The organism is Roseibium denhamense (assembly GCF_009711415.1).
GTDB lineage: Bacteria > Pseudomonadota > Alphaproteobacteria > Rhizobiales > Stappiaceae > Roseibium > Roseibium denhamense.
Window position 1 is genome coordinate 1 of the sequence record NZ_SMLZ01000084.1, and the last position, 12,204, is coordinate 12,204.

Genomic DNA, 12,204 nt, shown 5'->3' on the forward strand with positions numbered 1-12,204 from the left:
AAGTGTCGGTCGGTCTCGGTGTTTAGCCAGTGCAAAGATAACAAAGGGCGGATAACAGACGTTCGTTGCAGATGGAACAAATGCCGGCAGTGCGGACCTTTCGGACCTTTGACCAAATGGAAGAGACCGGCCCATTGCCGACCTTCGTACACTTTGCAGCAAAGGTCAGGATCGAGCCCGTCCAAGACCTTTGGCGCGGTGCGCTCAACTCGAAACTCGGGCGGGAAACTGTTGTTCGCTGCGGTCGGAACTAACGACGGGAACGGCCCGAAAGCGGACTCTCGTTTTGTCAAATGCGCAACTGAAGAAACAGCGTTTTGATATTCAAGCGGATTTGCATTTAAGCCGCTTCTCAATTTTGGCGATAATACTGGTCACTGGACGTGTTGGCGCAGACGCCTATTGCCCCAGAAAGAACATGTCAGCGACCCGGTCTCCTAAACGGCTTGAAAGTGCTTGCTCGTCTTCGGGCAGTGAATTTGGTGATATCGCTCCGGATTGCATCAGCGAAATCAGGGTTGGCGAGTTGGCGAACGTGGCGTGAGAGGCACCGTCTTGCCCGTCCGTGATGGTTGAAAGATCAATGACGCTGATGCCGAGACCTTGAAGATCTTCAATATTGTTGCCCTGACCAACTCTTGGTGTTCCGCCGCGCAGGTCGCGGGACAGTTTCAAAGCCTTATCCTTTTGGGAAGCCAGAATGATGAATGGCTCGGGCAATGGCCTGATCTTCACGATTTGCGCTTCAAACACCCGTTCGTCAATATCAGGGGCCGCCAGGATCAGGGGGCTGATGCGCCGCAAGACCGAAGTCTTTCCCGTGAGCGCCACTTGCCGCAGAGCCTCCATCGTCAAAAGTGTGCCCATGGAATGCGCAACAACCGCAACAGAGTTTGCCTTGCTGCGCGCAGCAACTTCGAGTGTGGCGACCAATCCGTCACGGGAGAACTGGACACTATCACGATCATACAAGTAGGCGCTGGTCTTGGCGGCCGAAGGCCAGGAATAGTGCAAGCCGGCCGCATTGCGGCCAAAGTCATGCAAGATTTGCGCATGCCGGTAAACGCCGGACACATAAGACACGTTGTAGCCATGGACAAAGACCACGACATCTCTCTTGCCTGGCGGCAGGCGGTCCAGCTGCCGGTTCAAAGCCCTCAAAGCAGCGGCCTCTGATGTTAAATCGGTCAAGCCGGTAATGCCGAACTGTGTCCGGGGATCCGGCTTTTCATCCGGCAGCTTGATCGATCCGGGTTTGCGGTTTTCCGGCACCCAGACATCGATTTCAGTGTAAGACAGGGATGCACTGCGCCCTCCGGCGAAGGGGATTGACCGGTCGTCCTCGGCGGCACGCGATGTCACGGTCAGGATCGAAACTGAGGTACCCTCCGCTGGCTGCTCCGGGTAGATGGCAAATTCCGCGGGACGGCCGCCGCAGCTTGCAAGCAGGACGCAGATGCCAAGGAGAATGACCTTTCCGACTGGGTATCCGTGCAGTTTAGACAGCCTGTGCTCCCTCCACTTCCGAAGGGCCTGAGCGCGTGTGACTTTCGCGTTTTTCCCCACGCATCAACAAGTAGCAAACGCTTGGGACGAAAATCAGTGTCATAGGCGATGCGATCAGCAACCCGCCAATCATGATCGTTGCCATGGGTTCAAACAGTGCGCCGCCGCTTATGGCCATGGGGATCAGCCCCCCAACCGTGGTGAGTGACGTCAAAATGATCGGCCGGGCGCGCTGCTCGGCGGCGTTCACTATCGCATCTTTGACGTCCATATGCTCAAGATTGAGATCGATCTGATTGATCAGCACAATTGCGTTGTTGATGATGATGCCCATCAGCGACATCAGCCCCAACATGGCAAAGAAAGACATGGGCCGGTCGGTGATCAACATCGCATATGGCGCCCCGATCAGGATAATTGGAATGGTCATGAAGGTCACAAGCGTGCGGCGTGCTGAATTGAACTGGAAGACCAGCGCCAGGATCATTACCCCGATCGCATAGGGCAGGTTGCCGCCAAGCTGACCATTGACGTCGGCATTGTCTTCCAGTTCGCCGCCAATATGGATCTTGTAACCGGGTCCAAGATCAAGGCCATCAATAGTCGGTTGAACCCGTTCTAGAAGCTGGTTCGCCGCTAAACTGTCGCTCTTGGCGGAAACTATGATTTGCCGGACCTGATTTTCCCGCCGGATTTCGGAAAATTCCAGTGTGGGACGGAATACAGCCACCTGGTCGACCGAAATCAGCTCACCATTCGCTGCAATGGAGAGATTTGCCAAGTCTTCGGCGCTATCGCGAAACGGAGATGCAGCCCGCAGCACGATGGGGATTTGTTCGTCGCCTTCCCGGAACGTCGAATAGGTGGTCCCCGAAAAGTACGAAGCCATAACACTGGAGATATCTTCCGACGTAACGCCAAACTCGCGGGCTTTGTCCTGGGCAATGTCGACAACGATCTTGATGACTTTGTTGCCCCAGTCGGCCTCGTTCTTGACGATATCCGGCACGTCCGCAAACGCTTCTTCCAATTTGCGTCCGGCGGCCATGAGGGTATCCGCGTCAGGACCGGATATTTCGACATCGACAAGTCCGGCCTCTCCGCCGCCATTCGATAACCGTGTCACACGGAAACGGGCAGCTGGAAACTGTTCTATAAAGGCGCGCCGCGCGCGGGCCGATGTTTCCACGGCAGCTTCAAAATCCGTCGTGTTCACCACCAGAAACGCACTTGCAGGATCCGGGTCCGCGGGGTCCAGCGACAGGTAGAACCGGGGTCCGCCGTCACCGATATAGGCCGTGACGGACTTGACACCGGGATTGATATCCGGGTCCGTCAGCCAGCCGGTGATCTCCAGTGCCTGCCGCTCGGTCTCTGAAATTGCGGCGTCCTTTGGCATATCCATATAGATCAGGAAGTCAGCCCGTTCGGTCAGCGGAAACATTTCGGACTTGAGCCGGGACATCTGCGTGCCGCTGAAGGCGACAGCCAGGTAAGTTGCAATGATGATTGGAATTCCAAAAGGCAACAGCCGGCGGGTCAAAGCGCCATAAGCGTGGATCAGGCCGGACTTTTGACCGGCCGTCTTGGCAGGTTTTTGCCGAAGCAGCCGGACACTCAGGAACGGCAGCACATAGAGCGCTGTCAACCAGGAACCCAGCAACATGGATGACACGACGGCTCCAAGCGAAAACGCAAACTCCCCTTCCACACCTTCCATCAACAGCATGGGAATAAAAGCAGAGACCGTTGTGATTGAGGCGGCAGCCAACGGGATCACATATTGCCCGCCAGCATCGATGGCGGCTTCTTGAGGGCTTTCGCCCGCGTTAATCCGGCCCTCGATGTCCTCAACGACGACCAGCCCGTTATCGACCAGAAGCCCAAGCGAAATGATTACAGCCGCGATGGACACTTGTTCTACGTCCACGCCGATCAACCCCATGCTGGTCAGGGCAAATGCGATGGTAAAGGGCACGATGCAGGAAATCACGACCGCGGGCCGGAACCCAAGGAACAACAGCATTGCGATGAAAACGACGACAAAGGTTTGCGCGACGTTTGACAATGCTCCAGACACGGCTTCAGTGACGTTTGTCTCCTGGAATGTGGAAATATTGGTGGATATACCAATCGGCTGGGTCCGCTCAAAACCCTCAATAACATTAAGAAGCTCCGCGCCCAGGATCTGAATATCCGTACCGCTTGCCATTTCAAGGCTCAGAATGATTGAAGGCTCACCATTAAAGAATGCAGGCGTTTCCTTCGGGTCGACATAGCCCCGGCGCACATCCACCAGATCAGACAGCCGCACATAACCAGCCAGGCCACTTACCTTGGTCAGAACACCGCGGATCTCGTCAACACTTTGAAGATCACCATTCGCCTGCAAGACCACATTCGTTCCGCCAGCGTCTATTTTGCCAGCGGGTAGAATAACGTTCTGTGCTTGAAGGTCACTGAGCAGTTGATTGAGTTGGACGCCAACCGACGCAAGTTTTCTCGTGTCGAGTTCTAGCCAGATCCGCTCTTCCTGGACGCCATGGAAAGAGACTTTGGTAATGCCAGGGACCTGATAGAGAACCCGTCTGAACTCTTCGGCAACATCTTCAAGATAGGCAAGGTCAAAACCGTCACCGGTCAGCGCAATGGTCGCTATCGAAACGTCGCCGTAATCGGTGTTGACGAATGGTCCGTTTGTACCTTCGGGCAACTCAACGACCACATCGTCCATCTTGTTGCGCAAGTCCTCCCAAGCGCCTTCGATGTCGCTGCCGGACACGCGATCATATAGGTGGATATAGAACAGGGCTTGACCATTGGTGATGACGGTTTCTATGTCTTCAACTTCACCAATTTCCCTGATTTTCCTCTCAATCGGGATGGCAATGAGTTCTTCCAGCCGGGTCGGTGCCATGCCGTCAAATGTCGCCTGAACAGCAGCGGTACGGATCGTGATTTCCGGATCAGCGCGCTTTGCGAGATTGGCATAGGCCCCCGCTCCCATGATCAAGACCAAGATCATGACAAGATAGGTGAACCTGGACTTTTCCAGGCCAAACCGGGTGAGGAAGTCCATGATTACTCGTCCGTCTCAAGGAGTTTGACCTGCATGCCATCGCGGAGGAACGACACTCCAGCAATTGCAATCCGTTCTCCGGGCTCAAGGCCATCAATAATCACGAGTTTGTTTTCGCGAATGCCAGCCATCATGACTTCCCGTTTTTTGACCGTGTTGGTCTGGGGGTCAAAGACATAAACCGGAACAGGCACTACGTTACCAGGTCCGGCATCTTCGGGAATCTGCCCCTCTTTGACGGCTGCTGTCATCGGGATAAAAAAACCCTGTTCTGCGGGCAGGGCGAATTCAAACGAAACCTCCACAGCCATGCCGGCGCGTATGATCGGATGGGTCTCGTCCAATCTCACGATTACCGGAAAGGACGATACGGTATCGGCGCGCTCACCCAGTTCACTGACTGTCGCTTTCAGCGCAATTGATGGATCATCAGCCAGCCTCACCGTAGCCGTGCTGCCAACCACAAGCTGTGCGACCGTGTCGAAGTTTACGGAAAAGGAGACTTCATATGCGGAGGCCTCATATAGGGACGTTATAACCGTACCAGACGCCACGGTAGCAAATGAGTCCACGTCGACCGCATTGATGATCCCGTCAAAGGGCGCGAAAAGTTTCGTGTCCTCCAGATCCTCTTCCGCAGAAATCAAAGTTTTTTGCGCTTGAGTAAGTTGGGCTTGCCGAGTTTGAACATCGGTCCGGGCGTTGTCGACAGTCACCTTTGAAACCACGCCGCGCTCAAAAAGGGTTTCCTGCCGTCCCAGGTCATTCTCATCCTGTTGCAGTAACGCCCGGGCTTCGTCGACAGCGGCCTTGGCGTTATCAATTGCAGTGATGAATTGCGTATCATCCAGGGCCGCAAGGAGCTGGCCTTCGGCGACCCGTTGGCCCACCGCAAGATCCACAGGCCCAAGCTTGCCGCCAACCTTGAACGACAAGGATGTAATTGACGATGGCTCCAGAACGCCCGGAAACTTTCGCTCGGTGGTTCCTGTGCTCTCCCGTATTTCTTGTGTCAGCAGCCCACGAATGGGGGGCGGTTCAGTGTTTGTTGTATCTTGTTGGGGATTACAGGCAGTAACAGCAATCCCCAACATGGCGGGCAAAAACCAAAACCGCATTCCGACCCCTTCGCGTATCCGTCCATACAGTATCACCAACGACCAACCTCAGGCTGACATTTTGATGCAATAGATGAAATGCGCGGAAATTTGGCAGACTATGCGCGAAGATGCGCATCGTGCGATCTAGCTCATCGGGCATTTTGGTGGAAACGCCCGAAGATGCGCGGCAACTCAAATTCGGCCGGCTTTGGGCGATAAACTGGTTCCGATTTAACGCCAGCTGATCTAGTCTTGGATCGCTTTGGTAAAGCGCAGAAATTCTTGAATTTTTCCAGTTCGATGCAGATCTACATGGGTAACGATCCAAAGAGGGGTGGACGTTGTCTGGTCTGAAGGCAGGACCTTTACCAATTCTGGCAACCCCTCAACATCATGCTCTGCCAAGAAACCGAGCCCAAGCCCCGCGCAGACCGCGTTTTGAATCACATATTGGTTAGTGGTGCGCAGGGCTAACGCTTCCGGATCCACGTTTTGCGTCATCCACCCCATGAAAGGCACAGGCGAAGGAAGGCCAACCGCGCCAACAAAACGATGGCCTTCGTATTCTCCCGGCTTCGGCATGCCATATCGGGCGATATAGTCTGTGCTGGCGTAAAGACTAAAGTGAACCTGTTTAAACGGAAGCACGACGTAGTCGGCGAAGTCTGGCTTGGCGCCTACCCTGAACGCGACATGGGCTTCACCATGTTCAAGCCGCGCGAGTCTTGCTTCGGCGATGAATTCAAGGTCGATGTTCGGATGCGACTTTTGAAATGCAGCCAAGGCTGGAACAATCAACGGCGCAACACCCGACAGCGATGTGAAGACAAGTCTGCCTGAAATCAGGCTCTCCCGACCGCGGCTTCGACCTTCGAGGTCGATAAACATTTCCTCGGCCCGGCCCGCGATCTCCATCATATCTTGACCGGCATCAGTCAGCGTATAGCCCTGTGCATGCCGGTGAAAAAGCCGCGCATTGAGTGCGCTCTCCAGCGTTTCGATGTGCCGGTTGACCGTTGCACGGTGGACACCCAGTTCCGAGGCTGCAGCACTCACAGTGCCATACCGCGCGACCATCAGTGCTGAACGAAGTTCGGTCCAGTGTTTCATAGTGCTGTATTAGCATTTTTACCATGTCACATCAACGCGCATATCATGCGCATATGGACACATTGTGTGCGAATGAATAACAAGCCAGAAATACTGCACGCCGGTCAAGTGAGGTATGGCATGCATCGTTACCATCCGTTTCTGGTTGCACTGCATTGGCTAATGGCTGTGCTGATCCTTCTGGCGCTGGCTGCTGGGGGCCTCGTGCTTGCCAACATGCCGTCCGACAGCGCGGAAAAGGTTGAAGGACTAGGCGGCCACATGGCTGTCGGAATGGCAATTGGCCTATTGCTTCTCGTGCGCCTCACGACCCGCCTCCTCACAAAGCATCCGCCCCCTGCGCGCACGGGCAGCGACCTGCTGGACCGCGTCGGCACACTGACCCACTGGGCCTTCTATGCCTTGATCGCTGGGATGGTGCTGACAGGGCTTGCGACGGCCTTCGGCGCGGGCCTCTTCCCGATCGTCTATGGTGGGGCGGCGGATCGGCTACCGCCAGACCTGGCAACACTGCCTCAACGGGCCGCTCATGGACTGATCGCGCTCGCGCTGGCCACGCTGATCGGCCTGCATGTTGTTGCAGCCGTTTACCACCAGTTTTTCCTCAAAGACCGACTGCTGCGCCGGATGTGGTTCGGTAAGCGGACCACCTGACTAACCTAAAAGGACAATTCGATGAAAATCCTCGCCTTTGCAGCGTCGAACAGCCGCAAATCGATCAATCGCGTGCTGGTTCAATACGCGGCATCCCGTTTGCAATCGAGGTTCTTGCCGAGCGCTGAAGTCGAGTTTCTTGACCTCAACGACTACGAAATGCCGATCTATTCCGTTGATCGTGAAAACGCGGATGGGATCCATCCACTGGCGCGGGCTTTCTTTGCCAAAATTGGCGGAGCCGACGCGTTGATCGTGTCTTTTGCCGAATACAATGGCTTCGTCACAGCCGCCTGGAAAAACATACATGACTGGATGAGCCGCATCGACATGCGGGTCTGGCAGGACAAACCCGTCGTCTTGCTGGCGGCGACGCCCGGTCCTCGTGCCGGGGCGAATGTTCTGGGCACCCAGGAGCTCACTGCCCCGTTTTTCGGAATGGATATCAAAGACAAACATGGCGTCGGCAAATGGGGCGAAGCCTGGGATGGCGAAAGGTTGATCCGGGAGGAAGATGTCCTGCGGATTGATGAGGCGCTGGGTGCGTTGTCAATTAAAGGCCAGAAAATGTCATGATCAAATTCTACCTTCATATTGGTGCGCCCAATCCAGCCAAGGTTGCCTTGGCGTTGGAAGAACTGGGGCTGGAATACGAGATCGCGCCCGTCGATATTTTCAAAGGCGAACAGCACACAGAGGCTTTTCGTGCCCTTAACCCCAATGGCAAGACGCCAGTAATTGAGGATGACGGCGTGCGCGTTTTCGATTCAAATGCAATCTTGCTCTATCTCGCCGAAAAGCATGACCGCTTTCTTGGCAAAGCAGAAGATCGCGCCGAGTTACTGTCCTGGCTGATGTTTATTGCGACCGGTCTTGGCCCTTACAGTGGCCAATGGATTCATTTTCAAACTGCAGGTGCGGCAGAAGGCGGCGACTACGCCAAGCGCCGTTATAAATTCGAGGCACGGCGTCACTATGAGGTCATGGACGATCACCTCTCCGGTAAGACCTGGTTCCTCGGGGACGACTACAGCATCGTCGACATGGCCGCCTGGGGTTGGGTAGAGCGTCACGACGGCGTCCTGGGCGCAGATGAGCTGGATACTTTTCCACACGTCAAAGCCTGGCATGACCGGATCAGCTCTCGTCCTGCAGCTGAACGCGCTCGGAATGTTGGCGCCGGTCTCCGCCGCAAACCTGAGTTTGACGATGAGGCGGTGCGCGCGCTGTTTCCGTCTAACTTCAGCTGAGAAAATGAACTCACCTTAGCAACCGCTTCGTGAATGACCATCTCATCAATTTTGGCAAGCGATCCGGTCAAAGCTGACTAGCACCAGGGTATTGGAGAAGAGCCAGTGACAAATTACAGTCAACAAAACTGAAAATCATCACAGTTCTATGGGTCATTTGGGGACTGGTCCATGCCCTCGCCGGTGTCCTGACCATCGCGCAAGGAGCACCGGATTCGATCGCGGGCGTCGCTGATGCGGTCGACCCGGCGATGTTCCATGCCACATACCACACGGCGACCGATGCCTTGATCAATCAGCATGGCTACAATCTGCTCTGGATTGGCCTGTTTACTGTCGCGGGTGGGATTTACATCTGGCGAGGAGACTTCACCTGGCTGTTTTTCACCGCTGTAGTCGGTGGCCTGACTGATGTCGGCTATTTCGTGTTCATGGATCTGGGGGGCTTCGTTCACTTCTTCCCTGGAACCGTGATGACCTTGGTGTCTGGCTCTGCGATCCTGCTCTCAGTTTGGGTTGGGCTGTCGCGGCGCAATTCCCGCCAGGAAGCCAGAACGACCTAACGTTCTTCGGCTCTCTTGCTCCCTCCCGACGAAAGCCCGCCAGATCTTATAAGAATGACGGGCTTTGGTACTGCTGGTACACATAAGGGGTGTCAGAGTTCTTGTATCCACTGAGGCGCCTTTCGAACAGCGCCCAGTCATAACCTGTCTGCGTATCCGGAGACGGAAGGTCGGGGTTCATATCGCGCGCGTATTCAACGGATGAAGATGCATCTTTCTGCGCAAAAAGAGCAGGAAGGAAGTTCTCGAAGGTGCCAACCTCGATCACATTGTGCCGGTGCCAGGCGGCGAAGAACTCAGGACCAAATTCGGATGCAATCTTGCGATTGATAAAACGTGTGACAGGATTGTTGCCTGTTGCCCCAATCACGACTTCGTAGTGGTAGTGCACGCCGACGTGCTGCCCGTCCTCAAAAACGTCCTTGAAGTGGATACGCAGCATCATAACCGGGCCGACCAGCGGCAGTGCTTTGCCCATGGCCCAGCCATCAGAACCCACGTAGTACACCTTCAATTTGGCATCGACTGGATACTTCCAACCAAAGCGGTCGTATTGCATGGCTTCGCGAATGTGAATGGAACACCCTTCCTTGGCAACACCGCCAGGTCCAAGGTTGCCCGAAAGGGTGGCACTGAGATGATCCACCGGATGCCAAAGCCAATAGCCCGGAACTTCTTGCAATACGTAGCCGGGAACATCCTTCAGCAGGACCCGCAAGCGTGTGAAGTTCAAAAACCACCAGTGGAGCATTTCTGCTGAAACACCGCGCAGCAAGGCATGATTTAAAACAACACAGAACTGACCGTTGCCCTTCTGATGAATGTTAAAGTGCGACGAGGATACAGGCTTGAGCGCCCAACCATAGTCCCGTGTGGCTGGCATTTGCAGGTTCGTCATGGATTTCATCTCTCCGGTCAATTGCCCCTGAGGGCGAAAGCCGTCGATCTCTAACGCAGAAATCCTGTCGTTGATGAACCTGGGTTAACTGGTTCCGGATTTTCTCATTCGCAGGAAACGCGAAAGTCCCTGAGGCGTAATGCCAAGAAACCGGGCAATATCCTTCTGTGGCACGGATGAGATAACGTTCAGGTGATATTGTTCAAGAAACTGATAGCGTACCTCGGTCCGACCGGAGGTCTTTGCGCAAATGAGTTCTTTGTCAAAAAGATGCGTGTCCATCGACTTGATCCGCAGGTAAGTGCCAAACAACCCTCCGTCTAGATACTCGCGCTTGAAAACATCGTCGGGAATGGCAAGACCGGCCACATCCGTCATGGCGATAAGATCATCTGATGCAGTGTGACCTGAGACCCGAGTTTCTTCCAATTTAGCGCGGAGTCCTTCATTTGATTTTTGACCTCATGCGGCCTGTTTTTGCAATGTCATTTTCAATGCGAATTCGCAGGGCGTGAGATTGCCCAGGGATGAGTGGGGTCTGTTTCGGTTGTAGTCCTCCTTCCACGCGGTGATTTGGGATCGGGCTTCGGAGAGTGATGCGAACAGTGTCTCGTTGAGGCATTCGTCCCTGAAGCTGCCGTTGAAGCTCTCGACAAATCCATTCTGCATCGGCTTGCCGGGCTGGATGTAATGCCAGTCGATGCCGGTCTCCTGACACCATTTGAGAACGGCCATGCTGGTCAGTTCGGTTCCGTTGTCTGAGACCACAGTAACCGGTTTGCCACGCAGACGAATAAGCGCATCAAGTTCACGGGTGACCCGCAAGCCGGACAATGAAGTATCAGCCACAAGCGCCAGGCATTCGCGGCTGTAATCATCGACCACCGCCAGAACCCGGAAACGGCGGCCGTCCGTAAAGGCATCCGACACAAAGTCCAGGCTCCACCATTCGTTTGGTCTGCCTGGCAACACCATCGGCCGTCTAGTGCCCAAAGCTCGCTTCCGGCCACCACGTTTGCGGACTTGCAGCTTTTCCTCGCGATAGAGCCGTCTCAGCTTCTTCTGGTTCATGGTAATGCCCTGACGTTCCAGCATCAGGTGAATACGCCTGTAGCCGAAGCGCCGGCGTTCACCCGCAACCTTCTTCATGGCTTCACGCAGATCGGCATCATCAGATCGAAGGCTTCGATATCGAACACTTGACCGATCAACCTGCAAAACCGCACACGCCCGACGCTGGCTCACGCCGTGTCCTGTGCACAGGTGAGCCACAGCACTTCGCCTTGCATCGGGCGTTACCATTTTTTTGAAGCAACATCCTTCAGCATGGCGTTGTCGAGCATGGCTTCTGCCAGGAGTTTCTTGAGCCTCGAGTTCTCGTCTTCCAGCGCCTTTAACTTGCGGGCATCAGACACATCCATACCGCCAAACTTGGCCTTGTATTTGTAGAAGGTGGCTTCCGAGATGCCATGCTTGCGGCACACATCTGCCGTCTTCATCCCCGCTTCCTGCTCCCGCAAAATGCCGATGATCTGTTCTTCCGTGAACCGTGAACGCTTCATTCCGTCCGTCTCCTGATTGTGACGGACTCTACACGAAAATGGAGGAGATTCAGGGTCGCAGGTCAAAACCACAAGACACCAGCAACCCAGTTGGGATCAGCGCAAATCGTAAAGGGTCTGGCTTTGAAGGTAATTCAGAGATGCGGCGCGGAGACTCCAACAGAGGAAAGTATTAACAATAGCGGGCATTTGAACCAAGCCCTTTATGGCCATCCGCTTAAGTGCATGAATTGTAGCGGATTTCGCCTTGCTCCAGCCTAGTGCTGTTTCCGTCCCTGTAGACTAGGACTTCTGAGCCATCTTGGCCGAGCAGTGCCATCACTACACCATTTATCGATTTGGAGTTGCCGGAATAGCTATACGCTGTCATTGCGCGGATCTGCGCACCATCAGAGGAGACAAGCGCTTCCATTTTCCGTTAGCACGCGCAAGTATCTGATAGTCAATTTAGCCAGGCTGGTTGTCAGGATTGCAAAAGACAC

The 12,204-nt window shown here is 54.7% G+C and carries 11 protein-coding genes; 4 read left to right on the forward strand and 7 right to left on the reverse strand.

The window, feature by feature from the left end; all coding sequences use genetic code 11:
* Positions 1-399 precede the first annotated feature (399 nt).
* The 4 genes from E1180_RS02180 to E1180_RS02195 all read right to left on the reverse strand — a co-directional run bounded on the left by E1180_RS02180 (position 400) and on the right by E1180_RS02195 (position 6,795).
* Complete coding sequence (locus E1180_RS02180) at positions 400-1,362, reverse strand: alpha/beta hydrolase (RefSeq protein WP_196220505.1); 963 nt, start codon at positions 1,360-1,362, stop codon at positions 400-402.
* Between the two features lie 136 nt (positions 1,363-1,498).
* Complete coding sequence (locus E1180_RS02185) at positions 1,499-4,585, reverse strand: efflux RND transporter permease subunit (protein WP_155189449.1); 3,087 nt, start codon at positions 4,583-4,585, stop codon at positions 1,499-1,501.
* 2 nt (positions 4,586-4,587) lie between these two features.
* Positions 4,588-5,703 carry an efflux RND transporter periplasmic adaptor subunit gene (locus tag E1180_RS02190; protein WP_155189450.1) on the reverse strand — a complete coding sequence of 372 codons (1,116 nt, stop codon included), beginning with the start codon at positions 5,701-5,703 and terminating at the stop codon, positions 4,588-4,590.
* A 228-nt stretch (positions 5,704-5,931) separates the two neighbouring features.
* Entirely contained in the window at positions 5,932-6,795 is an 864-nt protein-coding gene (locus E1180_RS02195) for a LysR family transcriptional regulator (protein ID WP_155189451.1), read from the reverse strand.
* A 120-nt stretch (positions 6,796-6,915) separates the two neighbouring features.
* On the opposite strand from E1180_RS02195, the gene E1180_RS02200 reads away from it, so the two are divergent.
* The 4 genes from E1180_RS02200 to E1180_RS02215 all read left to right on the forward strand — a co-directional run bounded on the left by E1180_RS02200 (position 6,916) and on the right by E1180_RS02215 (position 9,262).
* Positions 6,916-7,449 carry a cytochrome b gene (locus tag E1180_RS02200; protein WP_155189452.1) on the forward strand — a complete coding sequence of 178 codons (534 nt, stop codon included), beginning with the start codon at positions 6,916-6,918 and terminating at the stop codon, positions 7,447-7,449.
* Between the two features lie 21 nt (positions 7,450-7,470).
* Positions 7,471-8,025 carry an NADPH-dependent FMN reductase gene (locus E1180_RS02205; RefSeq protein ID WP_155189453.1) on the forward strand — a complete coding sequence of 185 codons (555 nt, stop codon included), beginning with the start codon at positions 7,471-7,473 and terminating at the stop codon, positions 8,023-8,025.
* Complete coding sequence (locus tag E1180_RS02210; protein WP_155189454.1) at positions 8,022-8,699, forward strand: glutathione S-transferase family protein; 678 nt, start codon at positions 8,022-8,024, stop codon at positions 8,697-8,699. The genes E1180_RS02205 and E1180_RS02210 overlap by 4 nt, the downstream gene beginning before the upstream one ends.
* 251 nt (positions 8,700-8,950) lie before the next feature.
* Positions 8,951-9,262, forward strand: a complete 312-nt coding sequence (locus E1180_RS02215; protein ID WP_208996856.1) for a hypothetical protein — start codon at positions 8,951-8,953, stop codon at positions 9,260-9,262.
* Positions 9,263-9,308: 46 nt separating this feature from the next.
* Here E1180_RS02215 and E1180_RS02220 read toward each other — a convergent pair whose 3' ends face one another.
* From E1180_RS02220 to E1180_RS02230, 3 genes are all read right to left on the reverse strand, one after another.
* Positions 9,309-10,160 carry a hypothetical protein gene (locus E1180_RS02220; protein WP_155189456.1) on the reverse strand — a complete coding sequence of 284 codons (852 nt, stop codon included), beginning with the start codon at positions 10,158-10,160 and terminating at the stop codon, positions 9,309-9,311.
* Between the two features lie 84 nt (positions 10,161-10,244).
* Positions 10,245-10,589, reverse strand: coding sequence for a cyclic nucleotide-binding domain-containing protein (locus tag E1180_RS02225; RefSeq protein ID WP_155189457.1), 345 nt, complete (start codon positions 10,587-10,589; stop codon positions 10,245-10,247).
* Positions 10,590-10,622: 33 nt separating this feature from the next.
* A protein-coding gene (locus E1180_RS02230) for an IS3 family transposase (RefSeq protein WP_155189458.1) occupies positions 10,623-11,722 on the reverse strand; the annotation gives its coding sequence in 2 pieces (ribosomal slippage) (positions 10,623-11,470 and positions 11,470-11,722; 1,101 coding nt in all).
* Between the last annotated feature and the right edge of the window lie 482 nt (positions 11,723-12,204).

What these genes read in the sequence shown, in the direction of transcription:
- E1180_RS02185 (WP_155189449.1), bottom strand. Translation starts at nt 4,585, where the DNA reads ATGGACTTCCTCACCCGGTTTGGCCTGGAAAAGTCCAGGTTCACCTAT.
- E1180_RS02190 (WP_155189450.1), bottom strand. Translation starts at nt 5,703, where the DNA reads ATGCGGTTTTGGTTTTTGCCCGCCATGTTGGGGATTGCTGTTACTGCC.
- E1180_RS02195 (WP_155189451.1), bottom strand. Translation starts at nt 6,795, where the DNA reads ATGAAACACTGGACCGAACTTCGTTCAGCACTGATGGTCGCGCGGTAT.
- E1180_RS02200 (WP_155189452.1), top strand. Translation starts at nt 6,916, where the DNA reads ATGCATCGTTACCATCCGTTTCTGGTTGCACTGCATTGGCTAATGGCT.
- E1180_RS02205 (WP_155189453.1), top strand. Translation starts at nt 7,471, where the DNA reads ATGAAAATCCTCGCCTTTGCAGCGTCGAACAGCCGCAAATCGATCAAT.
- E1180_RS02210 (WP_155189454.1), top strand. Translation starts at nt 8,022, where the DNA reads ATGATCAAATTCTACCTTCATATTGGTGCGCCCAATCCAGCCAAGGTT.
- E1180_RS02215 (WP_208996856.1), top strand. Translation starts at nt 8,951, where the DNA reads ATGTTCCATGCCACATACCACACGGCGACCGATGCCTTGATCAATCAG.
- E1180_RS02220 (WP_155189456.1), bottom strand. Translation starts at nt 10,160, where the DNA reads ATGACGAACCTGCAAATGCCAGCCACACGGGACTATGGTTGGGCGCTC.